Origin of the sequence: Hymenobacter sp. GOD-10R (assembly GCF_035609205.1) — a bacterium.
GTDB lineage: Bacteria > Bacteroidota > Bacteroidia > Cytophagales > Hymenobacteraceae > Hymenobacter.
In genome coordinates, this window is record NZ_CP141184.1 from 2,374,964 (window position 1) to 2,397,526 (window position 22,563).

The 22,563-nt window shown below is 55.2% G+C and carries 19 protein-coding genes; 8 read left to right on the forward strand and 11 right to left on the reverse strand.

What is annotated here, in order from left to right; genetic code table 11:
- Nucleotides 1–82: 82 nt before the first annotated feature.
- From SD425_RS09615 to SD425_RS09635, 5 genes are all read right to left on the reverse strand, one after another.
- Entirely contained in the window at nt 83–1,543 is a 1,461-nt protein-coding gene (locus SD425_RS09615; protein WP_324677872.1) for an MFS transporter, read from the reverse strand.
- 78 nt (nt 1,544–1,621) lie between these two features.
- Nucleotides 1,622–2,068: a thioredoxin-dependent thiol peroxidase gene (gene bcp / locus SD425_RS09620; protein WP_324677874.1), complete on the reverse strand. Its 447-nt coding sequence runs from the start codon at nt 2,066–2,068 to the stop codon at nt 1,622–1,624.
- 57 nt (nt 2,069–2,125) lie between these two features.
- Nucleotides 2,126–2,683: a lipocalin family protein gene (locus SD425_RS09625; RefSeq protein ID WP_324677876.1), complete on the reverse strand. Its 558-nt coding sequence runs from the start codon at nt 2,681–2,683 to the stop codon at nt 2,126–2,128.
- A gap of 105 nt (nt 2,684–2,788) precedes the next feature.
- Nucleotides 2,789–4,756 carry a M23 family metallopeptidase gene (locus SD425_RS09630; RefSeq protein WP_324677878.1) on the reverse strand — a complete coding sequence of 656 codons (1,968 nt, stop codon included), beginning with the start codon at nt 4,754–4,756 and terminating at the stop codon, nt 2,789–2,791.
- 88 nt (nt 4,757–4,844) lie between these two features.
- Nucleotides 4,845–5,459: a fumarylacetoacetate hydrolase family protein gene (locus SD425_RS09635; RefSeq protein WP_324677880.1), complete on the reverse strand. Its 615-nt coding sequence runs from the start codon at nt 5,457–5,459 to the stop codon at nt 4,845–4,847.
- A 286-nt stretch (nt 5,460–5,745) separates the two neighbouring features.
- On the opposite strand from SD425_RS09635, the gene SD425_RS09640 reads away from it, so the two are divergent.
- Together SD425_RS09640 and SD425_RS09645 are read left to right on the forward strand one after the other, a co-directional pair.
- The gene (locus tag SD425_RS09640; RefSeq protein WP_324677881.1) at nt 5,746–6,537 is read left to right on the forward strand and encodes a M48 family metallopeptidase; all 792 of its coding nucleotides are present in this window, start codon (nt 5,746–5,748) and stop codon (nt 6,535–6,537) included.
- Nucleotides 6,538–6,562: 25 nt separating this feature from the next.
- Complete coding sequence (locus SD425_RS09645; RefSeq protein WP_324677883.1) at nt 6,563–7,138, forward strand: hypothetical protein; 576 nt, start codon at nt 6,563–6,565, stop codon at nt 7,136–7,138.
- Nucleotides 7,139–7,309: 171 nt separating this feature from the next.
- On the opposite strand, the gene SD425_RS09650 is transcribed toward SD425_RS09645, so the two are convergent.
- Complete coding sequence (locus SD425_RS09650; protein ID WP_324677885.1) at nt 7,310–7,612, reverse strand: hypothetical protein; 303 nt, start codon at nt 7,610–7,612, stop codon at nt 7,310–7,312.
- Nucleotides 7,613–7,810: 198 nt separating this feature from the next.
- A complete protein-coding gene (locus tag SD425_RS09655; RefSeq protein WP_324677887.1) occupies nt 7,811–9,193 on the reverse strand; it encodes a UDP-N-acetylmuramate--L-alanine ligase in 1,383 nt (460 codons plus the stop codon).
- Nucleotides 9,194–9,416: 223 nt separating this feature from the next.
- Between SD425_RS09655 and dnaB the strand changes: the two genes are divergently transcribed.
- The 3 genes from dnaB (at nt 9,417) to ygiD (ending at nt 12,700) form a co-directional block, all read left to right on the forward strand.
- The gene (dnaB, locus tag SD425_RS09660) at nt 9,417–11,030 is read left to right on the forward strand and encodes a replicative DNA helicase (protein WP_324677889.1); all 1,614 of its coding nucleotides are present in this window, start codon (nt 9,417–9,419) and stop codon (nt 11,028–11,030) included.
- Nucleotides 11,031–11,126: 96 nt separating this feature from the next.
- On the forward strand, nt 11,127–11,732 hold the full coding sequence (locus SD425_RS09665) for a Crp/Fnr family transcriptional regulator (protein ID WP_324677891.1): 606 nt from the start codon (nt 11,127–11,129) through the stop codon (nt 11,730–11,732).
- A 137-nt stretch (nt 11,733–11,869) separates the two neighbouring features.
- On the forward strand, nt 11,870–12,700 hold the full coding sequence (gene ygiD, locus SD425_RS09670) for a 4,5-DOPA dioxygenase extradiol (protein ID WP_324677893.1): 831 nt from the start codon (nt 11,870–11,872) through the stop codon (nt 12,698–12,700).
- A gap of 172 nt (nt 12,701–12,872) precedes the next feature.
- Here ygiD and SD425_RS09675 read toward each other — a convergent pair whose 3' ends face one another.
- From SD425_RS09675 to SD425_RS09685, 3 genes are all read right to left on the reverse strand, one after another.
- Complete coding sequence (locus SD425_RS09675) at nt 12,873–14,798, reverse strand: rhamnogalacturonan lyase (protein ID WP_324677895.1); 1,926 nt, start codon at nt 14,796–14,798, stop codon at nt 12,873–12,875.
- 151 nt (nt 14,799–14,949) lie between these two features.
- A complete protein-coding gene (locus SD425_RS09680) occupies nt 14,950–16,521 on the reverse strand; it encodes a glycoside hydrolase family 28 protein (RefSeq protein WP_324677898.1) in 1,572 nt (523 codons plus the stop codon).
- Nucleotides 16,522–16,601: 80 nt separating this feature from the next.
- Nucleotides 16,602–17,270, reverse strand: a complete 669-nt coding sequence (locus SD425_RS09685) for a CatB-related O-acetyltransferase (protein WP_416381037.1) — start codon at nt 17,268–17,270, stop codon at nt 16,602–16,604.
- A gap of 150 nt (nt 17,271–17,420) precedes the next feature.
- Between SD425_RS09685 and SD425_RS09690 the strand changes: the two genes are divergently transcribed.
- From SD425_RS09690 to SD425_RS09700, 3 genes are all read left to right on the forward strand, one after another.
- Nucleotides 17,421–18,476: an acetamidase/formamidase family protein gene (locus tag SD425_RS09690; RefSeq protein WP_324677902.1), complete on the forward strand. Its 1,056-nt coding sequence runs from the start codon at nt 17,421–17,423 to the stop codon at nt 18,474–18,476.
- A gap of 275 nt (nt 18,477–18,751) precedes the next feature.
- Nucleotides 18,752–21,226, forward strand: coding sequence for a M1 family aminopeptidase (locus tag SD425_RS09695; RefSeq protein ID WP_324677904.1), 2,475 nt, complete (start codon nt 18,752–18,754; stop codon nt 21,224–21,226).
- 285 nt (nt 21,227–21,511) lie between these two features.
- Nucleotides 21,512–21,946, forward strand: a complete 435-nt coding sequence (locus tag SD425_RS09700) for a VOC family protein (protein WP_324677907.1) — start codon at nt 21,512–21,514, stop codon at nt 21,944–21,946.
- A gap of 170 nt (nt 21,947–22,116) precedes the next feature.
- On the opposite strand, the gene SD425_RS09705 is transcribed toward SD425_RS09700, so the two are convergent.
- On the reverse strand, nt 22,117–22,557 hold the full coding sequence (locus SD425_RS09705; RefSeq protein WP_324677908.1) for a helix-turn-helix domain-containing protein: 441 nt from the start codon (nt 22,555–22,557) through the stop codon (nt 22,117–22,119).
- Nucleotides 22,558–22,563 lie beyond the last annotated feature (6 nt).

Sequence of the window (22,563 nt, forward strand, 5' to 3'; positions counted from 1 at the left end):
GGAGCCAGATGGTACATTTGCGTTCTGATGAGAACTGCGTAGGCAAACAACCGGACTGTACTTGCCCAAAGGTTAGTTATACCTACGCGGCAGCAGGTTGCGCCATAGGTTGGTCGGCGGCCACCGTTTTGGTAGCGCCGCGGGAGAACGAGATGATGGCTCCTAATACTACCAAACCACTCATCACCAGATAAGCGTTGTGCATGCCTTGTACCTGGGCGGCCACGCTTTCCGGGGTTAAATCATGCGCCAGCGCGTAGCGGTTGCGGGTGCTGTACCACACGGCAGCCGCCAGTGCAATGCCCAACACAAAACCTAGGTTGCGCATAAACGCCAGCAAGCTGCTCGCCACACCGCGCTGGGCTAAAGGCGCCGCACTAAGAGCACTACTGCTGTTAGGCGACTGAAATAAGCCAAAACCCATGCTAATCAGGGAGCTGCGCCACACTACGTTTTGCCAGCCCCAATCGGGTTGCAGACGCGAGAACATGAAGTACCCGAAAGCTGCCAACAACAAGCCTGCGGTGGAAATCCAGCGGGCATTAATCTTGTCTGACAAGTAGCCACCCAAAGGAGCTACCATACTCAGCGTCAAGGGCCCCGCTAGCAGCACCAACCCGGCACGTTGGGGTGTGAAGTGTAGTAGCTGCTGAAGGAAGAACGGAATAATAAACAGGTTGGAGCCAGAGGCCACGAAGCCGAGCAGCGCCGCGCAAATAGCCGCCGTGTACGGGTAATTGCGAAAAAGCTCCAAGCGCAGCATGGGCTCTTTCACCCTAGCTTCCCAGAAAAGAAAAGCAGCAAGTAGTACCACACCGCTACCAAGCAAGGCTAACACCATCGGATGATCCCAGCCGTATTGCGGCTCGGGACCGAAATCCAGACCGATCAGCAGCGTCACAACGCCAACCAGAAAGAGCCCGGCACCAACGAGGTCGAAGGCTTGCTGCGGTTGTTTGTTGCCCTTAGGTAGCACCGTCCAGGCACGCCAAATTCCGATTAAGCCAATGGGTACGTTCACAAAGAAGATGCTCGACCAGCCAAAATGGCCTAGTAGCAAGCCGCCAATAACCGGCCCCGCGCTACTGCCTGCCGCCACAATCGTCCCGATAAGACCTAGGGCCCGGCCGCGCTCTTGCGGGATGAAGGTGTCGCTGACGATAGCCGGCGCAATGGCGAAGATCATGGACGCCCCAAGGCCCTGAATGACCCGAAAGAACACAAGCGACCAGTTGCTCCAAGCTAGCCCGCACAGTAACGAGCCACCCACAAACACGGCAAAGCCGGTGATGTACAGCTGCCGCCGACCCACCAGATCCGATAGCTTGCCCATGATCAGCAGCGTGCTAGTGGTGGCGAGCAAGTAGCTGAGCACGATCCACTCTACACTATCGCCGGCGTTCAGCTCTCGCCGAATGGTGGGCAAGGCGATGTTGACGATGCTACTATCGAGCGTGGCCATGAAGGTGCCAAAAGCTAGGGTAGCTAGCACCATCCATTTGTTTGGTGCAGAAGTGGGAGCAGACGCAGGGATTTCGGCCACAGGTAAAAAGCAAACGGGGTAAAAATAAACTGTCATCCTGCCGAAGGCAAGATGACAGTCAGTACGGGCGAAACCGGGTTAGAGTAGCTGCGTCGCGTGGTTTTTTGTGTCTACCTTCTCGATGATCTTCTCAATAATACCTTGTTCGTCAATGAGAAAGGTAGTGCGCATGGTGCCCATGTATTTGCGGCCGTACATCGATTTTTCCTGCCACACGCCGTAGGCCTCCACTATTTTCTTGTCGGTGTCAACGAGCAGGGGAAAAGGTAATTCGTATTTGAGCGCAAACTTCTTGTGCGACTTTTCACTATCGACGCTCACGCCAATTACCTGTACGTTCTTGGCCGTTAGCTCTTCGCTGTGGTCGCGCAGGTTGCAAGCTTGGGCGGTGCAGCCAGGGGTGTCGTCTTTGGGGTAAAAGTAGAGCGCTACCTTCTTGCCACGCAGATCGGTGAGGCGAATAAGGTTACCATCTTGGTCGATGGCTTCGAAAGAGGGGGCGGGGTCGCCAACTTGGAGTTGCATGAGAAAATGGAGCGAAGCTTTTGCTTCGTGTATTGTTGAATAATGGTAGATGGAAAGCTAGGCTTCCTCACCAACGGGCTGCCCCGTATAAATCAGGTTTTCGACCGGAAAACCTAGCTCCCGTGCTTTGGCAATAAGCCGGTCGCGGATGGAGCGCTCCAGCTGGGGCGTGCGGCTTAGCACCCACAAATACTTGCGACCCGGCTCACCTACCACGGCAAAACGATAATCGGGGTCTAGCTCCAAAATCCAGTAGTCGCCTTCGAAAGGCCAGAAGAACTGGACTTTCAGCTTGGCGTTGGTCTCAGAGTCGACGACGCGAGCAACGCCTTTAGCCGTATCTACGGGGCCGTTTACGTCGTCCTTGTGGCAGGTGTTAAACACATCAACTTTGCCATCGGGGCGCAGCCGGTAGGAGGCCGTGACGTGCTCACAATTCTTCTCGAAGCGAGCAGGTAGGCGAGCAATTTCGTACCACACGCCCATGTAGCGCTTCAGATTGACGTGAGGCACCACCGGCAGCGGGGCCCGCCGGGCTTTGGAGTATAGGAGAGCAGAAGCGGCAACAACAGCCGTAGCGGCGGTGGCAACCAGAATAGGGCGGCGAGGTTTCATGGAGTTTGGCGCTTAATGCGAAATACTGAACGTATACGGAACTCCGCAGTACAGCGCTAACTCCTGGTTTGGGACGGCTACCTAGGTGGCCGCCCACACCAGGAGTTAGATCCTGAACCGCAGCACTTTCTCATTACCGGCTTGGTCGGTGAGGTGCAACTCGGCGTCGCCCGCCAGGGGCACGGTATGATCCTGCCGGTCGGTGAAGAGGGTGGCGTTCTTGTACTCGTAGCGCAGGAGGCGCCACTGCCCGTTTACCAGCAAGCGGTAGCTAGCTAGCCCCGAGAGATTGTCGCCTACCACAAACGTGACGCCCGCCGCCGATTTGCTCACCAGCCTGGCCGAGGGAGGAATCGTGTCGGCGAGAATCCGAAAGGAGCCAAATATTTTGATTGGCACCGTTATCTGATTGCCGTCCCACTTGCCCCCTTGGTAGATGCGGCCTCCGCTAGCATTGATCATGTATACGGCCGAGCGCTGCTTGTCTACGACTTCCTCCTCGGGTTTCAGCGTCAGGCGCAACGGCTGGAACAGCGGCGTGCGGGTGCTTTGGATGGTCCAGAGTCCTTCCTTGTAGACGGTTTGCAAGTACAAGGTGTCGAAGATCGTACGCGGGCCAAAAGCTAGGTTCAGCACGTTGTTGGAAAAGGAAAACTCCTGACCTGCTGGTATCATAGCCTGCCGGTTGAAGCGCTGCGCTACCCGACCAAAACGGAGCGAGTCGGGCAAGCCGGCGCGCAAGTCGTAGAGGTACACGTTCTGGCTTTGCACGGTGTAGCTAGGTTTCACTGCCAAGCGCCGACCATCGCGTAATAGCGTAAGGTTAGCGGGCTGGCTAGCCGTGTCGGGGTCAGCAACGGTCACCTTCAGGATGTTGCGCGTAATCTCGTAGCGCATCGATGGTTGGCGGACAGCCGCGCTGCGCGTTTTGTGGTACACGGGCTCTTGGCCCCGTAGCACGTAGCGCAGCGGCGTCATGTTGCCGTACGAGTCGAGTAGGTTCACCTCTACGGCGTAAAGCTGTCCGTCTTCCACCCGCAGCTTGCCTTTGCTAGGTCCGGTGGTGTAAATGGGCAGGTTGTTGCCGTCGTCCACGAACAGCTTCTCAAGGGTGCGACCCATGGTGTGCTGCCATTCATAGTCGATGTGGTCTGAAATCTCACGCGTATCGCTGAAAGGCACTCCATCAATAACATATTGATACAGAGGCTGCCCATTTACGCGCACTTCCACGCGCTGCAAGCCGTTGCGGTTCCAGGCCGTGTCGAAACGGTCGAAGGCCTGCACTTGCAAGCCGACCGTGCCGTAGCAGTTGATGGTGTCGGGCCAGGTAATCTGCACGCCTGGCCCCACCGGGAGCTTGGGCGCAAATACCGCTTTGTCGAAACGGCCATTCACCCGCGCGTCGATGCTGAGCGGCTCTACAGCAAATGCCTGAATGGTAGGTGGCACGTGGTCCTGGATTTCATCGAAACCGCCCCATTGCAGTGGGTTCAGCTGCGCATCCTGGGCGTCGCGCACTTCCCAGTGCAAGTGCGGCCCCCCCGAACCACCCGTGTTGCCCGACAGTGCCACCAAGTCGCCGCGCTTGATTGGGAACTGGTCTTTGGTGAAGAACAGCTCTAGCTCAAAGGTTTGCTTCTCGTACTGCTGCTGCCGCATGTGGTCGGCCACCGGGCCTAGGAAGCGGTTCAGGTGGCCGTACACGGTGGTCAGGCCATTGGGGTGCGTGATGTAGAGCACATTGCCATAGCCGAAACTCGATTGCTTCATGCGGGAGATGTAGCCATCGGCGGCGGCATACACCGGCAAGTCCACGCGGCCATCGGTCTTGATGTCGAGGCCGCCGTGAAAGTGATTCGGGCGCAGCTCGCCCATGCTACCGGCTAGGTAGTTAGGCTTGCCCGGCTTAATAGGAAACAGAAAGTAGCCTTTCTCCACGTTGGGATGTGAAGAAGGACCTGCTTGCGGCTGCGGTGTGCCGCTACCAGCAGGGCCACTAGTGCCCCTGTGCTCCTTCGCAGGCGGCGCACTGGCCCCAAACGGCGCCGGGCGCAGGCTGGTAGTGGTCATCAGTAGCAAGGCGCCTACTGCTAACTTGTTCCAAGAAAAAACGCGTGAGCTAACCGGCTGCAAAGAACTCACGACCGGCAATCGAAATTTATTTAACCGCAACATCCAACAGTTTCTCGTCCTCAATATACCCCGTTAGCTGGTCGCCGATCTTCACTGGGCCCACGCCGCTGGGCGTGCCCGTGAAAATCAAGTCGCCCATTTTGAGGGTAATAAAACGCGAAATGTAAGAGATTATGGCCGCAAACGGGTGCAGCATCAAGCTAGAGTTACCTTGCTGGCGCACTTCGCCGTTCACCTCCAAGCGGAAGTTGATGTTACCTAGGTCGGCAAAATCCGACACAGGTTTGAAGGTAGTAGAGAGTGGCGCCGAACCATCGAAACCCTTAGCTAGCTCCCAAGGTAAGCCTTTGCTTTTGAGCTTGCTTTGCAGGTCGCGGGCGGTAAAGTCGATACCTAGGCCAATGGCGTCGTAGTAAGTGTGGGCGAACTTTTCTTCGATGTTCTTGCCGTTCTTACTGATGCGCAGCACCAGCTCAATTTCGTGGTGAATATCCTGAGAAAAATCGGGGTAGAAGAAGGGCTGATTGCGCTGGAGCAAGGCCGTGTCGGGCTTGGCGAAAATGACGGGCGCGTCGGGCGTTTCGTTCTGAAGTTCAGCGATATGTTCGGCGTAGTTGCGGCCGATGCAGAGAATTTTCATCTGTTCGAGTTAGGCTTGATGCCTGATACTTAGTGCGCAAAACCTAGGTCTGGCGCTTGGTTGGCTTCTCCCGTTTTGGCTACTGAAGCATCTGGTGCCCAAAACTAAGCACCAGGCACTAAGGATCAAGGCAAAAACTGGCTACGCTAGCCATTTGCGTAGGGTTATGACGCTAGGCATATAGCTGATTAAACATTTTACCTAGGCCTCGACGTATAGTCTCCTAGCGTCAGCTTAAGGCTGCTCCCCATGCCTTGCCGACATCTTTTCAAAGCCGTTTTTCGCCATGTTCAAGAAATTCATTCTCGCTAGCTCGCTCCTGATAGCAGCGGGCTGCACCACCGTTCCCATCACCGGCCGTCGGCAACTCAGCCTAGTTTCCGACAGCGAAATGCTCACACTTAGTAACCAAGAATATCAAAAAACGCTGAGCATAAGTAAATTATCGACCAACGCCAGCCAGACGGCCATGGTGAAGCGCGTGGGTCTGCGCATTCAACACGCCGTGGAAGAATACATGGCCCAGACCAACAACACGGCGGCTCTAGCTGGGTACCAGTGGGAGTTCAACCTAGTAGAAGATAAACAGGTGAATGCCTGGTGCATGCCTGGCGGTAAAGTAGTGGTCTACACCGGAATCTTGCCCATCACGCAGGATGAAAACGGGCTGGCCGTAGTGCTTGGCCACGAAATTTCGCACGCCGTAGCCAAGCATGGTAGCGAGCGGATGAGCGACCAACTAGTTGCGCAATATGGCGGCGCGGCGCTGCAAACTGTTACTGGCGGCAATCCATCGGTAGCAGGCAGTATGCTCATGACAGCCGTAGGAGCGGGCTCACAGCTAGGATTGCTCCACTTTAGTCGTCAGCAAGAAAGTGAAGCTGATCACTTAGGCTTGATTTTTATGGCCATGGCCGGTTACAACCCTGAAACAGCTGTTGCGTTCTGGCAACGGATGGCGGCCCAGAGCCAAGGCGGTACGCCTGCGTTCTTATCTGATCACCCCGCTGACCAGCAACGTATTGCGGACATCCAACGGTTGATGCCAGAAGCTCAGAAATACTACAAGCCTCGCTAGAGAGGCTTGTCCTTTACCAATTCGAATGAAATCTCTCTCCCTTGTTGTCGTGCGTACGGCGCTTTTTGTTTGCCTAGGTCTGGCAGGAACACTTACTGCCTGCGAAACCAGCAAACACAGCTTCCCCGAAAAAGGTATGCCCGCCGACGACCCGGATGCCGCTGCCGCACAACGCCGCCGTGAAGCGGTGAACAGACAGGTAGCCACCATCAACGAGGGAAAAGTAGAATATACAGTGCCGCGTAATCAGTTGGCCACAGCTTTCATTCGGCTGTTCAACGATGGAACGGTCATCGACAAGACTTCTGTACAGAAAGTGCAGGAGAGTAAGAACGACAAACCCGTCTATTACTTGGTGGGTATCGGGCTGCGCAACGGAATGTACCGGGCCATGGCTATTCCGCTGCAAAGCTCTTCCGACAACAGTTTGTACTTGAGTTCCAGCGCCGAACGGTACATTCTTACGAGCGTAGGCTGCACCTTTTGTTCTTTCTCCTTCGAGAAAAATCGTATCGTGGGTACTACCTGCGAGGAAAATACCGGCGGCAGCCGCTGCGACCTTATTGTGAAGGAATACAACGAATTTTTCATCCGCCAATGAACCGCAAATGGATCCTGCGCCTAAGCCTTACTGCGCTTGCGCTGTTACTGACTACCGATAGGCGGCGGCCTAAGCCCGCCAAAAAAACAGAAGACAAAGAAGATAAATAAGAAAAGCCTGCTCAGAGCAGGCTTTTCTCGTGTAGTGAAAGTCCGTGCGGCTCAGGGGCAGCTAAGCGCTAGGTCGGTTATTTTCATCTTCGCGGCGGTGCATGTAGTTCTGCGAGCGAAGCCACTCATCGGTGCGCTCTTTCTGCTCAGGATATAAAAGCTGGCGCAGATGCACATCAATGGTGATGGTGATATTAGTAGCCATTAGCCGGCTGATGCGTTGTGCTTCCTCTTCTAGGGGAATTTGTTGCGCATCTGGGCGTAAAGAATCTTTTTTTAGCTCTATTTCTGCGCGTAGATAGTCTGAAATAACCTGCGTAAGGGTAGTAGTCAAATGCTGTTGTAGCTGAGACTTCTTGTCCATCTAAAGGTTTTGTAAAAGACAGTGAACTAGTACAATAACTAGGGTGAGCTAAGCAAAGCTAAAAGGAAATAAACGGCCTGCATGGCATCATAATGAAGTTTATTTTCATCCAGGACATAGCTAGTTTTAACGAGAAAAAAGCCCCTTTCACGCTGCTACCAGCGGAAAGGGGCTTGCTCTTTTATAATAGATAGTCTCCTAGGCAACAACTGCAGCCGCCAGTTTTGCTAGGTCAAGCCCATCGAAAGTACCCGACGACATCATCAGCAGATTAGCGTTGGCCCAGTTTTGTTCGTGTAGAAAAGTCGCCAAAGCTTGGCTGTCGGTAAAAACGTGCAGGTCGGGACGCTGAAAAGCGGCTTGCACTGCCTCGGGTGCGAGGGGAGGCAGGCGCTTGTGCTCCAATACATGCGGGTTGAAGTACACTACCGCTACATCCGGCGCGTCGAAAGTGTGGGCGTATTGTGGCAAGAAAGCCGGGTTGAGGCTGCTGAATGTGTGAAGCTCCAAACACGCCACTAGGCGCCGCTGCGGGTACTGTTGCTTCAAGGCCGTAGCGGTAGCCTTAAGCTTGGAAGGCGCATGCGCAAAATCCTTGTACACCACCGACGCTTGGCTTTCGCGCACCAATTCTAGTCGCCGTGCCGCGCCCTTGAAAGTTGCAATAGCTTCGTAGAAGTCTTTGCCTTTGATGCTGAGCTGTTTGCAGACTTCCCGGGCCGCCGAAATATTGCGCAGGTTATGCTCGCCGAATATTTGAACGGGTACTTCTTCGTCCTTCTTCGTGAGCAGGTACGTGCGACCTTGCCGAATAACGTGCTCGTGCGGACCGTAGCCAACGTATCGCACATCAGGGCTGGTGGGTACCGTCACGAGCTGCACCTGCTCGTCATTTTGGTCGTAGATGAGCACGCCGGCTTTGGGCGTCATCTCCGCAAAAACGCGGAACTGCTCACGGTAATCTTCCTCAGTCGGAAACACGTTGATGTGGTCCCAACTAATGCCCGAAATTACCCCAATGTGGTGCTGATATAGGTGAAACTTCGGTCGCCGGTCGATGGGCGAGGAGAGGTACTCGTCGCCCTCAATGATGATAATGGGCGCGTCGTCGGTAAGCTGCACCATCAGATCGAAGCCTTCGAGCTGAGCACCCACGGCGTAGTCGAACTTGCGACCATGGTAGCGCAGCACGTGCAAAATAAGCGAGGTAATGCTGGTTTTGCCGTGCGAGCCGCCAATGACGATGCGCTGCTTGTCTTTGCTGGCCTCGTAGATAAACTCAGGAAATGAATAAACGCGCAGACCTAGCTCTTGGGCGCGTAGCAGCTCGGGGTTGTCGGCGCGAGCGTGCATGCCCACGATAACCGCATCGAGGTCAGTCGTGATTTTCTCCGGAAACCAGCCTTCTGCTGCGGGCAAGATATTCGCAGCGGCTAAGCGGCCACGGGCTGGCTCAAATATTTCATCGTCGGAGCCCGTTACCTGTACGCCACTGCGATGCAAGGCGAGGGCTAGGTTGTGCATAATGCTACCCCCGACGGCAATCAGGTGCAAGCGTTGGAAGGAGGGAAGGGAGGCCATTCGGAAGCAGTAAGCAGGAAAAGGCCGTAAAGGTAAGAACCGGCAGCACAGAGTTGGGTCTGCCGTTTTGGGAAAGTACGTCCAACTCCTGGAAAAAAGAGTAGAAGGTTACGCTAAGCATTCTGGTAAGATACCTAAAAGAAAGGATTGTGACACTTTGCTAAATCTAAGCTGTAGCCGCTAGCTTTGTGCCCCTTTTGCGTTAGATTTGTTGAGTACCCCTATGAGTGACCGAATGGATGACCGCCTGAAACAATCGGCCTCGCGGGCCAAAGCCGCTTGGAATAGCCGGCCGCCCGTGCTGACCTTGGCTTCGCCCACTGGCAAACTGCCGCCCCAAGCCCGGGAGCTGGAATCCGCCGTATTGGGTGCGCTAATGCTGGAGAAAGATGCCCTGACAACGGTTATCGATATTCTGAAGCCCAACAGCTTCTACGACGATAAACACCAGCGCATCTTCAAGGCTATCCTTAACCTGTTTGATAAGTCAGAGCCTATTGATATTCTGACCGTTAACCAGGAGTTGCGCGAAATGGGCGAGCTGGAGGCAGCCGGTGGTACGCATTACGTAGCCAACCTCACGTTCAAGGTTAACTCGGCCGCCAACATCGAGTATCACGCCCGTATCATCACCGAAAACGCCATCAAGCGAGAGCTGATCCGCATTGCCAGCGACATCCACCGCGACGCATTTGAGGATACGACGGACGTTTTCAATCTGCTCGATCAAACTGAACAGTCGTTGTTTGAAGTGTCGGAATCTAACATTCGTAAGAACTTCGACGACATGCGTTCGTTGATGGGTAAAGCCATCAAAGAGCTGGAAGAAAAGAAGAATCAGAAAGACGGCCTAACTGGGGTACCAAGCGGCTTCTCGGCGCTGGACCGAGTGACTAGTGGTTGGCAGCCGTCTGACTTAGTGATCATTGCGGCTCGACCGGGCATGGGTAAAACAGCCTTCGTGGTATCCGCCATGCGCAATGCGGCCGTCGACCACAAAAAGCCGGTAGCTATCTTCTCGCTCGAAATGTCGTCCATTCAGCTCGTGAATCGTCTGATTTCGGCGGAAGCGGAGCTGGATTCGGAGAAGATCAAGAAGGGTAACCTAGCCGACTACGAATGGGCCCAGCTCAACCATAAAATTTCATCTTTGTCGTCGGCCCCGATTTTCATCGACGATACGCCTGCGTTGAGCATCCGGGAGCTGCGTACCAAGTGCCGCCGCCTCAAGGCCCACCACGACATCCAGATGATCATCATCGACTACTTGCAGCTGATGACGGGCAACTCGGATGGCGGCAAGGGCGCTGGCAACCGCGAACAGGAAATTGCCTCTATCTCGCGGGCGCTCAAGGGTATTGCCAAAGAATTGAACGTGCCGGTGCTAGCCCTGTCGCAGCTCTCGCGTTCGGTGGAAACCCGCGGCGGCGACAAGAAGCCGCAGCTGAGTGACCTTCGTGAATCGGGTTCTATCGAGCAGGACGCCGATATGGTGGTCTTCTTATATCGTCCTGAGTATTATAAAATTACGGAAGATGAAATGGGTAATCCCACGCAAGGCATGGGTGAGGTTATCATTGCCAAGCACCGAAACGGCTCGCTCGAAACGGTACAGCTCAAGTTCATCGGTCGCTTCACCAAGTTTGCCGACCTCGATGGCGGTGGCTTCGGCGGCGACGAGTTCAACACCGGCGCCTTCCCCGCCAGCACCTTCGACGACGACGCGAGTGGCTTCGCTCCCAACACCATCCGCCTAGGTTCGCGCATCAACAACGACACGCCTCCTCCCCAAGCTTTTCCACGCAGCAACTTCGGCAACGAAGATCCGCCGTTTTAAAACCTATTTACCGAAATTGAAAGCGCCCTCTGGAAAACCATTGGGCGCTTTTCTTTTTATCATATTCAAGTCCTCAACCGCAAAACCTAGCTCCTGGTGCCGCATCCAACTGACAAACAGGCGATGTACGAACGACTACGTGCGTATTTCCAACGCCAGCTCGCCATTTCCGACGCGCAGTTTGAGGTGGTGAAGCAGGCATTAATACCAAAGGTGTTGCAGAGAAATGAACTGGTCGTGTGGCAGGGTGAAGTGGAACGACGCGGCGCTTTTGTGGTGAAAGGGTGCCTGCGCAGCTACGTAGTCGACAAGAAAGAGAAAGAACATATCATTCAGTTTGCGCCCGAGAACTGGTGGATATCCGACCAGCACAGTATGCTGCGCGGCTTGCCCGCTATGTGTTCCATTGAAGCGGTAGAGGAATCGGAGGTACTGCTTTTCGGCCCCGACTTCTTTCCGCTATTGCAAACGCTTGGCCCAGCGTTTCAGGCGTTCTTTCATACGCTGTTGCAAAACAGCATGGCCGCCATGCAGCGGCGGTTAATCGCGACGCTCAGTGCCACGGCCGAAGAGCGTTACTTGGAGTTTTTACAGATGTATCCGACCCTTGTGCAGCGCTTGCCGCAGCGCATGATTGCGGCCTACCTAGGTGTCACACCGGAGTCGTTGAGCCGGATTCGGAAGGAGCTAGCTAGATCGTAAGCGGTAGCTGATTTCTTATCCTACATCAAGGCGCCGACGCTTAGGGGGCGGTAATTTTGTAAGGTAATCAAAAGGGTAGTTTTATGCAACGCAGTCATTTTCTGAAGATGCTAGCTGCCCTGCCTTTTGCTTCGACCATGAAACTGAACGATTTATATTCCACGGCTACTTCTTTCCGGAAGAGCGACAAGATGCCGGTGCTGTTTGTGGGGCATGGCTCGCCGATGAATGCGCTGGAGGATAACTCCTTCACCCAAACCTTGCAGAACCTAGGGCAGCAGATCCGGCTCGACCACCCGCCCACGGCCATTCTGGTGGTGTCGGCACACTGGCTTACGAAGGGCTCGTTTGCCACGCTGAACCCGATGCCGGAGACGATTCATGATTTCGGCGGCTTTCCGCAGGCGTTGTTCGACATGCAGTACCCGGCGCCCGGTTCGCCAGAGTTTGCTCAGCAACTTATCGACATGGTGCCCGATGTGCACGGCTCCGACGAATGGGGCCTCGACCACGGCTCCTGGACCATCTTACACCACCTGTTCCCGCAGGCCGACATTCCTGTGTTCCAACTCAGCCTCGACTACACCAAGCCCCTGGCGTATCACTTCGAGCTAGCCCAGCAACTTCAGTTTTTGCGCGAGCGGGGTGTACTCATCATTGGCAGCGGCAATGTCGTGCACAACTTGCGCTTGAGCGTTCCCAAGCTGATGATGAACGACAACACTCCGCACGATTGGGCCGTGGAGTTCGACTCGTGGGTGAAAAACAAAATCGACCAGCGCGACTTCCGCAGCCTCGTGCACTACCAGCAAACCGGTCAAGCTGGCGCGCTGGCCGTACCAACCGTCGACCACTACCTTCCCATGCTCTACAGCCTAGGGGCCACCGACGCGAAAGAGCCAATTAAGCAGGTGTTTGAAGAGGTGTCGTACGGCGGCCTGAGCATGCGCACGTTCATGGCTGGGTAGAGTTAAAAACAAGAGCTAGGGCTAAAGCTCCCCTCCTTTTTTAAGGAGGGGGTTGGGGGTGGTTAGCTAGCGCTAGAAAACTAGAATTAGTATTGTTCAACGTCAAGGAACCACCCCCAACCCCCTCCTTAAAAAAGGAGGGGGGCTTTAGTTCTAGCTTTATGTTGTCTTTCTACTGAAGCTTTTTAGCCCCTGTCAGTACGATTTTCGGCTGCGGGGGCTTTTTCATGCCGGTACCTAGGTAGAAGCCGGTATGCGGGGGCTGGTTGTAGCTCGTGTTTTGCCAGGCGATGCTGAGCCGGTATTGTGGGTCGTGCATGAGCGTGTAGAAGCGGTGCTCGGTGGGGATGGTGGTACTGTAGATGCGGAGTTCTTGGCTGTCGGGGGTGCGCCAGATAACTTCTTCGCGCCAGTCTCCTAGGATGTCGGCGCTGAGGGTAGGCGTGGCTTTGGTGCCGTTGTTTGCCACGCAGCCTTCGGCGGTGAGCAGGTTGCGGGTTTCGGCTTTGGTCCAATCCCACTTGTCGATGCGGTTCTTGTCGAGCAACTCGCGGGTGAGGTCGCCATCCCACCACACCAGGAAGTTGGTGGAAGAGGGCGTTTTCTCGGTGATGGTTTTGCCGTGCACGTCGCGCAAGCCGCCGGGGCCGCCCCAGTTCTCAAAACCTAGGTGCGTCGGGTCAATGTCGGCGGCTACGCCGCGCCCGACGTCGACGCCAGGGCTTTGGCTAAAGAGAATCTTACCGGTTTTGGCATCGTACATAGCGACGCCGGGCGTATTCAGGGCTAGCGTTTTCTCCTCGCTTTCATGGATGCCGAACACCTCTAAGCCGGGGTGATCCGGATCTAGGTCGGTGAGGTGGATGGCATCGCCATGGCGGAGGCCCGTGGTGTAAAGACCTTGGCCGTTATCATCTACTGTCATGGCGCCCACGCAGATTTCGTCGCGACCGTCCTGGTCTACGTCGGCTACGGTGAGGTTGTGATTGGCCATGCCCGAGTAGGAGTTGCTGCCATCTTTCGAGTCAAAAATCCAACGTTGCGTGAGCTTGCCTTGACGCCAATCCCAAGCTGACAACACCGTGCGGCCGTACCAGCCACGCACAAACACCACGCTTGGGTGCACACCATCGAGGTAAGCCACGCAGGCGGTGAAACGGTCGGGCCGTCCGCCGTTGACGTCGTTGCCACCATTGCCGCCGATACCGCCCCAGCCATCAAGCGGGTAGCGGGTCGGGGTGTAGGGTTGGGAAGCTAGAGCTGCGCCGGTCAGGCCGTCGAAAACCGTCAGGTATTCCGGCCCGTCCACGATTTTACCGTATTTCGGGTCAGAAGCTGTCGTGAGGGTGCGCCAATCTTTGCTTGCGTCGCCAATAGGTTTGCCGGCTCCATCTAACGTTCCATCACCCGTTTTGCACACAAGCTCGGCCCGGCCGTCGCCATCCAGGTCGTACACCATGAACTGCGTGTAAGCAGCACCCGAACGAATATTTTTACCTAGGTTGATGCGCCATAAACGCTTGCCTGCCAGATTGTAGGCGTCTAAGAAAGTCGGACCCGTAACACCTGGTTGAGGCGGGTTCTTGCCGTTCGACGGGTCCCACTTCAGGATGATTTCGTACTCGCCGTCGCCATCTAGGTCACCGACACTGGCGTCGTTGGCACTATAGGTGTAGGCGCTACCTAGCTCCTCGCCGGGCGGTGGCACCTGAAGCGGGATGGAAAAATAAGGCCGCGCTGGGGCCTGAGCGGATAAATTACAAGCAGCGCTGGTGGCTTGCTCAGTGCCTTTCAACACAGGCTTCACGAAGTACGACCTAGCCTCGGTTGTGTTAGCTTTTGTATCGAGGAAACTAGTGCTTTTTGTAATCGGCGCTTTATTCAGTTTGATGGGCGCTTGGTCACCGGTTTTGCGATACAAGTTGAACGCGACATCCTCTGGATCAGTACCCAGCAAACGCCAGCTAACGAAGGTTGAGTCGCGACTCTTTTGGATTGCTACTACTCCGCGACCTAGGTTCTCCATCTGTCGCTGCGCGAAGGTTGGCTGGCTTGCAAAAGTTAGGAGGACGGCAGCGGAAAGCACGAAGTATTTCATAGAAAGCTTGCGGAAAGCATGTTATTAGAGGGGAAAGTCAGTCATGCTAAGCTTGCCGAAGCATCTCGCGTGCAGCCGTTGAACGGTTAAGATTACTATTGCACGTGAGATGCTTCGGCAAGCTCAGCATGACCGTTCTACATACAGCTGACTACAGCTCCGTATGTGTAGCTTTCTTGACCGTTTTGTCCTTCACCGCTGTCGACCGCAGCACGCTAAAGTCTTCCACTTGGTCGAGCACGTAGCTAGGTACGCCCGCGGCCGTTTTTGTCTTAATGGATTCAAATTCGATCTGCTGCACATCGTTCAGCAGGATGGCGGGGCGTTGGTCGGGGATGATAGGAGTGAGGTCGACATTGCGGACGGTCACGTTCTTGGCGTGACGGATAAAGAAGCCGTACGCCGGCAGCTCACCGAACATTACGGGGTCGGGGTAATCTTTCTCGGCTTCGGGTACTTTGATCTTGGCTTGGGCGGCTGTGCCACCGCCAGCGTAATAGATTTTGATGTTGCTCAGGCTCACATCCTCAATGGGGTGGCCGGGTATGCCGCTGATGATGGACGCGTACCTAGGATCAGCGTTGTAGACCACGATATTGCTGATATTGATGCGGCGCAGCACACCGACTGGCGTACCCTCCGGCCCACGCATCCGGGCCCCGAGACGGAGGAAAATTGGCGAGCTAGATAGGTCGCGCATGGTCAGGTTCGTCACGCTGACGTCTTCCAGAATGCCGCCATCGACGGTTTCCAACGCTAAGCCGCGGCAGAACTCAAACACGCAGTTGGAGATGGTTACGTTCTTGAAACCGCCGTTCGATTCAGTGCCGAACTTGATGCGGCCGGTTACGCCGTCGTGGTCGGGGACGAGGTCGGCTTCTTTGCGCTCGTAGGTGCCTTTTAGCAGGGTGCCGCGGTCGTAACCGCTCACTTGGCAGTTGGTGATGGTCACGTTTTCGGTGGCGCGGGCGTAGCCGAGGCCGAAGGAGCTTTTCAGGCAAATAGCATCATCGAAGGGCGAGTTCACGGTGCAGTTCGACACGCGCACGTTGCGGCAGCAGTCGATATCGAGACCGTCGCGGTTGGTGTCGAGGCGCAGGTTGTCGATGGTCATGTTGTCGACGCCGGTGGCCAGCAGCACGAAGTGGCCGCCGTAGAGCACCGTGAAATCACGCAGCAACACGTTGCGGCACAGCTTCAGGGCAATGGTTTTGTTGCCGATACCAGGTTTTTTAGGCGTCTCGCGCGTCAGGCCCTTGGTGCCGTCAATCATACCCGGACCTAGGATGGACACATTCTCTAGGTTCTCACCCCAAATCAAGCTGTTGTGCCAGTGACTGTGGCCAAAGTCCTGAAACTTATCGGAGGCGTTCGGCTCAGCTAGATCGTAGAGGCCCTGACCGGTATTGGGGTCGGCGGCCAACAAGGTGGCGCCTTGCTCTAGGTAGAGGGAAATGTTGCTCTTAAGGCGAATCGAAAACGATGGATAGGTGCCCGCCGGGAAATATACCTGCCCGCCGCCCGCAGCGGCCGCCGCTTCAATGGCGCGGTTGATGGCCGGCGTATCAAGCGTTTTGCCGTCGCCGACGGCTCCGTATGCTTTGATGTTGTAGACGCTGGTAGGTGGCGTTTTCAACGTTTGGGCGGTGAGGCTGCCGGTAAAGCAAAAGAAGCTCAGCAACAGCCAAAGCTTGCGACAAGCGTAGTTTTGAGAAAGGCTCATTAGGTGGTTAGGTGTAGCACAACCGCGTGAGTGGAAAGCTAGGTTGCGCGTCAATAATAAGTAACCAGGCTCGAATGGGTCTACTGCACTGTGCTGGACCCGGAATCAGATGCAGCCTTTTCCAGCGCATCTAAATCGATAGAGTTGAGTAGCTGCACGTTGCGCGTGATCTTTTCCGCGTCCCAGTTCCACCAGGCTAGGGCATTCAGCCGGGCAATGGTCATGTCATCAAAACGCTTGCGGATGAGCTGAGCCGGATTGCCGCCCACAATGGCGTAGTCGGGTACGTCTTTCGTGACGACCGACATGGTCGCGATGATAGCACCGTTGCCGATGCGCACGCCGGGCATAATGGTAGCGCCGTGGCCGATCCACACATCATGGCCTACCACGGTGTCGCCTTTAGTTCCGTACTTCTCTGCCGCAGTGAGCCCTTCGGTGACAACCTCCCAACCTGCCCGAAAAATGGCAAATGGGTATGTAGACAGGGGCTTGGTTTCGTGGCCGCCACCATTCATAATGAACTTCACCCCCGAGGCAATCGCGCAAAAGTTGCCAATAATGAGCTTGTCACCCAGAAACTCGAAGTGGTAGAGTACGTCGCGCTCGAAGTTAGCCGGGTCTTCAAAGTCATCATAGTAGGTGTAGTCGCCCACGATGATGTTGGGCCGGGTGATGAGGTTCTTGAGAAACACCAGCTTTCGATGATGCGGAAGCGGATGCAGCGTGTTCGGGTCGGGGCCGTGCATAGAGGATGCTAAGGACTGAGGCAAGAGTTGTAGACCTAGGTAAGACGTTTTACTGCCAAAGTAAAACGTTGCAAACTTCTGGTGGCAAGCAACGCCGTGTGTTGTCCTTAAGTCTGTAGCTTGATCATTGCAAGCCTACCAACTTACCGCATGAAAAACCTCTACCTGCAAAAGACGACGCTTCTTGCCCTGGGTATCTGCGCGCTCCTGACGACGAATGCCCACGGCCAGCAAAGCAAACCCACGACGCACCAACTAAAAGCAACCCCGAGCACTGTCGCCTGGGGATACTACGATGCCGCCGCGAAGCCCGTGTTGCGTATCAAATCCGGTGATGCGGTGGACGTGGAAACGCTGATTACCAACAGCCCAACACGTCTGGAAGGCGCTGGCGTGAAGCCCGAAGACGTCGAGCAGTCTTTGCGGGATATTTATAAGGACGTGACTAACAAAGGCCCTGGCGGCCACATTCTTACCGGGCCTATCTACATCGAAGGCGCCGAGCCGGGCGACGTGCTGGAAGTGCGCATCAAAAAGATCGACCTAGCTATTCCGTACGCCTACAATGCCTTTGGCGCTACCAGCGGCTTCATACCAGAGGATTTCGGCTACGCCAAAATGAAGATTATTCCGCTGGACAAGAAGAAGAACGTGGCTCACTTTGCGCCCGGCATCGACATACCGTTGAAGCCGTTCTTTGGCAGCATGGGCGTGGCGCCGCCCCCCGCTTCGGGCCGGGTCAATAGCGCGCCTCCCGGTATTCATGCTGGCAACTTAGACAACAAAGAGTTGGTGGCTGGCACTACGCTCTACATTCCGGTGCACGTGCCGGGCGCTTTGTTTGAAGTAGGCGACGGACACGCCGGCCAAGGCAACGGCGAAGTGGATATTACCGCGTTGGAAACGTCGCTGCGCGGCACCCTGGAGTTCATCGTGCGCAAAGACATGCACCTGACCTGGCCCCGCGCCGAAACGCCCACCACCTACATCACCATGGGCATCGACGAAGACCTGACCAAAGCCGCCAAAATTGCCGTGCGCGAAATGGTCGATTTCCTCATGAAGGAAAAAGGTCTTTCCCACGACGAAGCCTACATGCTCGCCAGCGTTGCTGCCGACCTTGATGCTACGCAAGTAGTCGACGGCACCCGCGGCGCCCACATGATCATCCCAAAGAGCATCTTCAAGAAAACGGCGAAGAAGTAGCTAAGCTAAACTAGCAAGCTCCCCTCCTTTTTTAAGGAGGGGTAGGGGTGGTTCCTTGTCGTTGAACGATACTAGTTCTAGTTTTCTAGCTCTAGCCGAACCACCCCCAACCCCTCCTTAAAAAAGGAGGGGAGCTTGCTAGCTCTAACTCTAGTTTTCTTACTTCAAGTAACTTAAGTTCTAGTAACAAGCATAAGGCAACTAAATGCTAGGGCACGGCATCTGATCAGTTATACTACCTTGCCATTCAGTTCAGACCTGCTCCTCTCTGTTACATGAAGAATCTTTGCCTGCTAGCTTTTGCGTTCGCCATCGGTACGTCGGCTTCGGCGCAATCACCTAGCCCCACGCCTGCTGGCTCAGTCGCTACCAGTTACCGTGCGACGGTTGCCAAAGTCAACGACTTGGTACACACCAAGCTGGATGTGCGCTTCGACTATGCCAAGCGCTACCTCTACGGCAAGGAGTGGGTGACGCTAAAGCCGCACGGCTACGCCACCGACTCCTTGCGGCTAGATGCCAAAGGAATGGACATCAAAACCGTGGCCTTGGTGCAGAACAGCAAGCAGCAACCGCTCAAGTACGACTACGATCAGCAGCAATTGCTCATCCACCTAGGTCGGACGATGAAGGTGGGGGAGAGCTACACCATTTACCTGGAGTACACGGCCAAGCCCGACGAGCTGGAAGCCAAAGGCAGCGCCGCCATTAGCGACGCGCGAGGGTTGTACTTCATCAACCCCGACAGCACGGTGAAAGGCAAGCCCGTGCAGATCTGGACGCAGGGCGAATCGGAGTCGAACTCGGCGTGGTTTCCCACCATCGACAAGCCCAACCAGAAAACCACCACGGAGCTCAGCATGACGGTGCCTAGCAAGTACGTCACGCTGAGTAACGGCAAAATGGTGTCGCAAACGCCAGCCGGCGCTGGGTTGCGTACCGACACATGGAAAATGGACCAGCCCTACGCGCCCTACCTCGTGATGATGGCCATTGGGGACTTCAAAATTGCGAAGGAGCAGTGGCGCGGGAAGGAAGTGAGCTACTACATGGAGCCGCAGTACACCGCACAGGCGCAGCGGATATTCGGCCGCACGCCGCAAATGCTGGAGTTCTTTTCGAATAAGTTAGGGGTAGAATTTCCCTGGAATAAGTACGCGCAAGTAGTCGTGCGTGACTACGTGAGCGGGGCTATGGAAAACACCACGGCTTCCTTGTTTGGCGAGCAGGCCCAGGGTACCGCCCGCGAGCTGCTCGATTGGGAATACGCTGGGGTGGAGCGCGAAATTGCCCACGAGCTGTTCCACCATTGGTTCGGCGATTACGTGACCTGCGAAAGTTGGAGCAATCTGACCGTGAATGAGTCTTTTGCCAACTTCTGCGAAACCGTTTGGGCAGAGCACGCCTTCGGCACCGACGCCGCCGAGTCGCAAGGCTTCCGCAGCTTGTCGACTTATTTCCGGAATCCCGCCAACTACACCAAGCCGCTCGTGCGGTTTCAGTACGCCGACAAAGAGGACATGTTCGACGCCGTGACTTACCAGAAGGGCGGCAACATCCTGAACATGCTGCGAGTGTACCTAGGTGATGACGTGTTCTTCAAAGGCCTCAATCTGTATCTGAAGCAAAATGCCTACGGCAACGGTGAAGCCCAGCAGGTACGCCTAGCGTTGGAAGAAGCTTCGGGGCAAGACCTGAATTGGTTTTTCAACCAGTGGTACTACCGGGCCGGCCACCCCATCGTCACCATCGACTACCGCTGGGATGCGGCGCGCAAGATGGAAGAAGTGACGATCAAGCAAACGCAAGCCGGTCAGCCATTTATCCTGCCCTTGAAGGTGGATGTGTACATGAACGGCAAACCCGAGCGCCACACCGTATGGCTGCGCGACGCCGTAACCACGCTCCAATTGCCGGCAGCTTCCAAGCCTGACTTAGTAAACGTAGATGCCGAGAAAGTGCTAGTCTGGCAGAAAACGGACAACAAGAGCCTGGCCGAATACGCCTACCAGTATGCCCACGCCCCGCGCTACCTCGATCGGTTCGAAGCTTTAAAAGCGAGCAAGGAAAAGCAGACGGAAAAGCTAGCCCGCCAAACGGTAGTAGCCGGCCTCAGCGACAGATTCTACAACATCCGCGTAGCCGCCATCGAGAACCTGGACCTGAAAAACAAAGCCACTCGCAAAGCCGCGGCGCCAGCCTTGCAGAAGCTAGCTTCTGCCGATTCTTCAGTGAAAGTGCAAGTAGAAGCTCTCCGAGCACTGGCGGAGCTCAAGGACAAACGCTACGAAAAAACTTTCGCGCAGGCTCTTGGTAGTCAATCGTATGCTGTGCAGGGGGCCGCGTTAGAGGGGTTGGCTTCCGTTGACATCAAGGACGCGCTAGCGCGTGCCAACGCGCTCCAAGCCGACACCAAAGGGGCACTGACCGCCGCGATTGTAGGCGTTTACGGAAAGAGTGGTGAGGTGAGCAAGTGGCCCTTCGTGCTTGCCCGCTTCGATGCGGCTAGCACCAACGACCGGTTCAACATGATGCAGGGCTTCGCGGAATTGCTTGAGCGATTGCAAGATCCTGCCGCATTTGCCGAAGGAGTTAGCCGGATTCAGCACATGGGCGTGCAGTTCAAACCCTACGGCGTTGATAAGCGCCTGCTAGCGCTGCTAGAGTCGTTGAAGGCGAAAAGGACGGATAATGCCGCTGCGCAGCAAGTTGTGGATCAGGCAATAAGCGCCATCCAAGCAGCAAAGTAAATAAGTGCTTTTTAGCGCTAATTCTTGGCGCTAAAAAGCTAGCTCCCTTCTGTTTGAATTCTGCGTGGCGCTTCGGCTACTGGCTCGTTGGGGCCTCTAAAAACTGAAGCAATCACCATTCCGGCGGAAATATTCACCATGCATTCTGCATGAGCACGTTGGACCTTTGTACTGCCTAGTCGACTTGGCCTTCTGCATTCCTCGCCTTGCGTGAGGAGTGTTTATTAATCCATCGAAACGGCGGCTCTTGGCCTGCTCAAAGTGAAAAACAGAATAAACAATAGTATGATTGAGATGCCGGAGAAAAAAGCTCAAGGCATCAACGGAAAAATGCGAGCCGCCCATATCGGGCTACGCACCACCGACTACGAGGGCACCATTCAGTGGTACACGGAAAAACTAGGGTTCAGGACGCTCAAGAAATGGACAGTAGGAGACTTGCAATTAGCTTTCCTCGCACCAGCAAATGACGATAACTTTTGGATCGAAGTGCTGAGCAGCGCAACAGCTAGCACTCAACAGGATCTTTCCCAATCGATTATTTCGGGCTTTCAGCATTTCTGCTTGGAGGTTGAAAACGTGGAGGAGACACTGGCGGTACTGCGTGACAGAGGGGTCAAGGTTCTTCGAGAGCCCTTTGACGTGCCGTTGATCGGGAAACGTTGCGGGTTTGTCGCTGACCTGCACGGCAACGTAATTGAGTTTGCCGCGAATATTTAAGTGATTTTGCTCAGTGTGCTAGCTTCTTTGTTTCGGAGAGGTTCTTTCCACAGAGTGCCGCTTTTAGCAAGTAACGTAGGTACGAGCGGGAAGTAAGAGCAGCAAGGCAACTAACAAGCGAAGATGCGCGGCGTTTAGAATGGTGGAGCGCTAGTGCTGTAGCGTAAACGCTAGCCTTCTGCTTCTACCTTCTCTCTGGCCGCAAAGGATTTGCGTGCTTGTGCAATAGCGGGTGCGTGTTGGCTCGCCCAGTTGCCAAACTCAATTACAGCCCCTAGCAAGCCCTGACCTAGCTCCGTCAGGCAATACTCTACGCGGGGCGGCACCTCGGCGTACACAGTGCGCGTCACGAGTCCATCAGCTTCCAGCATGCGCAGCGTGACGGTGAGCATCCGTTGGGAAATACCATCGATGCGCTTGCGTAACTCGTTGAAGCGCAAGCTGCCGGCACTACCTAGGTGTAAGATGGAGAACAAGGACCACTTGTCGCCGATACGGTCAAGGATATCGCGCACGGGACACAGGCCAGGGCCGCTTTCCGGGATGGCAAGGATTTTTTGTGCGGCAGCCGCAATTTTATCTACTTGATTATCAGCGTTAGTTACGTTCATGTGCCT

What these genes read in the sequence shown, in the direction of transcription:
- bcp (WP_324677874.1), bottom strand. Translation starts at nt 2,068, where the DNA reads ATGCAACTCCAAGTTGGCGACCCCGCCCCCTCTTTCGAAGCCATCGAC.
- SD425_RS09625 (WP_324677876.1), bottom strand. Translation starts at nt 2,683, where the DNA reads ATGAAACCTCGCCGCCCTATTCTGGTTGCCACCGCCGCTACGGCTGTT.
- SD425_RS09630 (WP_324677878.1), bottom strand. Translation starts at nt 4,756, where the DNA reads ATGACCACTACCAGCCTGCGCCCGGCGCCGTTTGGGGCCAGTGCGCCG.
- SD425_RS09635 (WP_324677880.1), bottom strand. Translation starts at nt 5,459, where the DNA reads ATGAAAATTCTCTGCATCGGCCGCAACTACGCCGAACATATCGCTGAA.
- SD425_RS09640 (WP_324677881.1), top strand. Translation starts at nt 5,746, where the DNA reads ATGTTCAAGAAATTCATTCTCGCTAGCTCGCTCCTGATAGCAGCGGGC.
- SD425_RS09645 (WP_324677883.1), top strand. Translation starts at nt 6,563, where the DNA reads ATGAAATCTCTCTCCCTTGTTGTCGTGCGTACGGCGCTTTTTGTTTGC.
- SD425_RS09650 (WP_324677885.1), bottom strand. Translation starts at nt 7,612, where the DNA reads ATGGACAAGAAGTCTCAGCTACAACAGCATTTGACTACTACCCTTACG.
- SD425_RS09655 (WP_324677887.1), bottom strand. Translation starts at nt 9,193, where the DNA reads ATGGCCTCCCTTCCCTCCTTCCAACGCTTGCACCTGATTGCCGTCGGG.
- dnaB (WP_324677889.1), top strand. Translation starts at nt 9,417, where the DNA reads ATGAGTGACCGAATGGATGACCGCCTGAAACAATCGGCCTCGCGGGCC.
- ygiD (WP_324677893.1), top strand. Translation starts at nt 11,870, where the DNA reads ATGAAACTGAACGATTTATATTCCACGGCTACTTCTTTCCGGAAGAGC.
- SD425_RS09675 (WP_324677895.1), bottom strand. Translation starts at nt 14,798, where the DNA reads ATGAAATACTTCGTGCTTTCCGCTGCCGTCCTCCTAACTTTTGCAAGC.
- SD425_RS09680 (WP_324677898.1), bottom strand. Translation starts at nt 16,521, where the DNA reads ATGAGCCTTTCTCAAAACTACGCTTGTCGCAAGCTTTGGCTGTTGCTG.
- SD425_RS09685 (WP_416381037.1), bottom strand. Translation starts at nt 17,270, where the DNA reads ATGCACGGCCCCGACCCGAACACGCTGCATCCGCTTCCGCATCATCGA.
- SD425_RS09690 (WP_324677902.1), top strand. Translation starts at nt 17,421, where the DNA reads ATGAAAAACCTCTACCTGCAAAAGACGACGCTTCTTGCCCTGGGTATC.
- SD425_RS09695 (WP_324677904.1), top strand. Translation starts at nt 18,752, where the DNA reads ATGAAGAATCTTTGCCTGCTAGCTTTTGCGTTCGCCATCGGTACGTCG.
- SD425_RS09700 (WP_324677907.1), top strand. Translation starts at nt 21,512, where the DNA reads ATGATTGAGATGCCGGAGAAAAAAGCTCAAGGCATCAACGGAAAAATG.
- SD425_RS09705 (WP_324677908.1), bottom strand. Translation starts at nt 22,557, where the DNA reads ATGAACGTAACTAACGCTGATAATCAAGTAGATAAAATTGCGGCTGCC.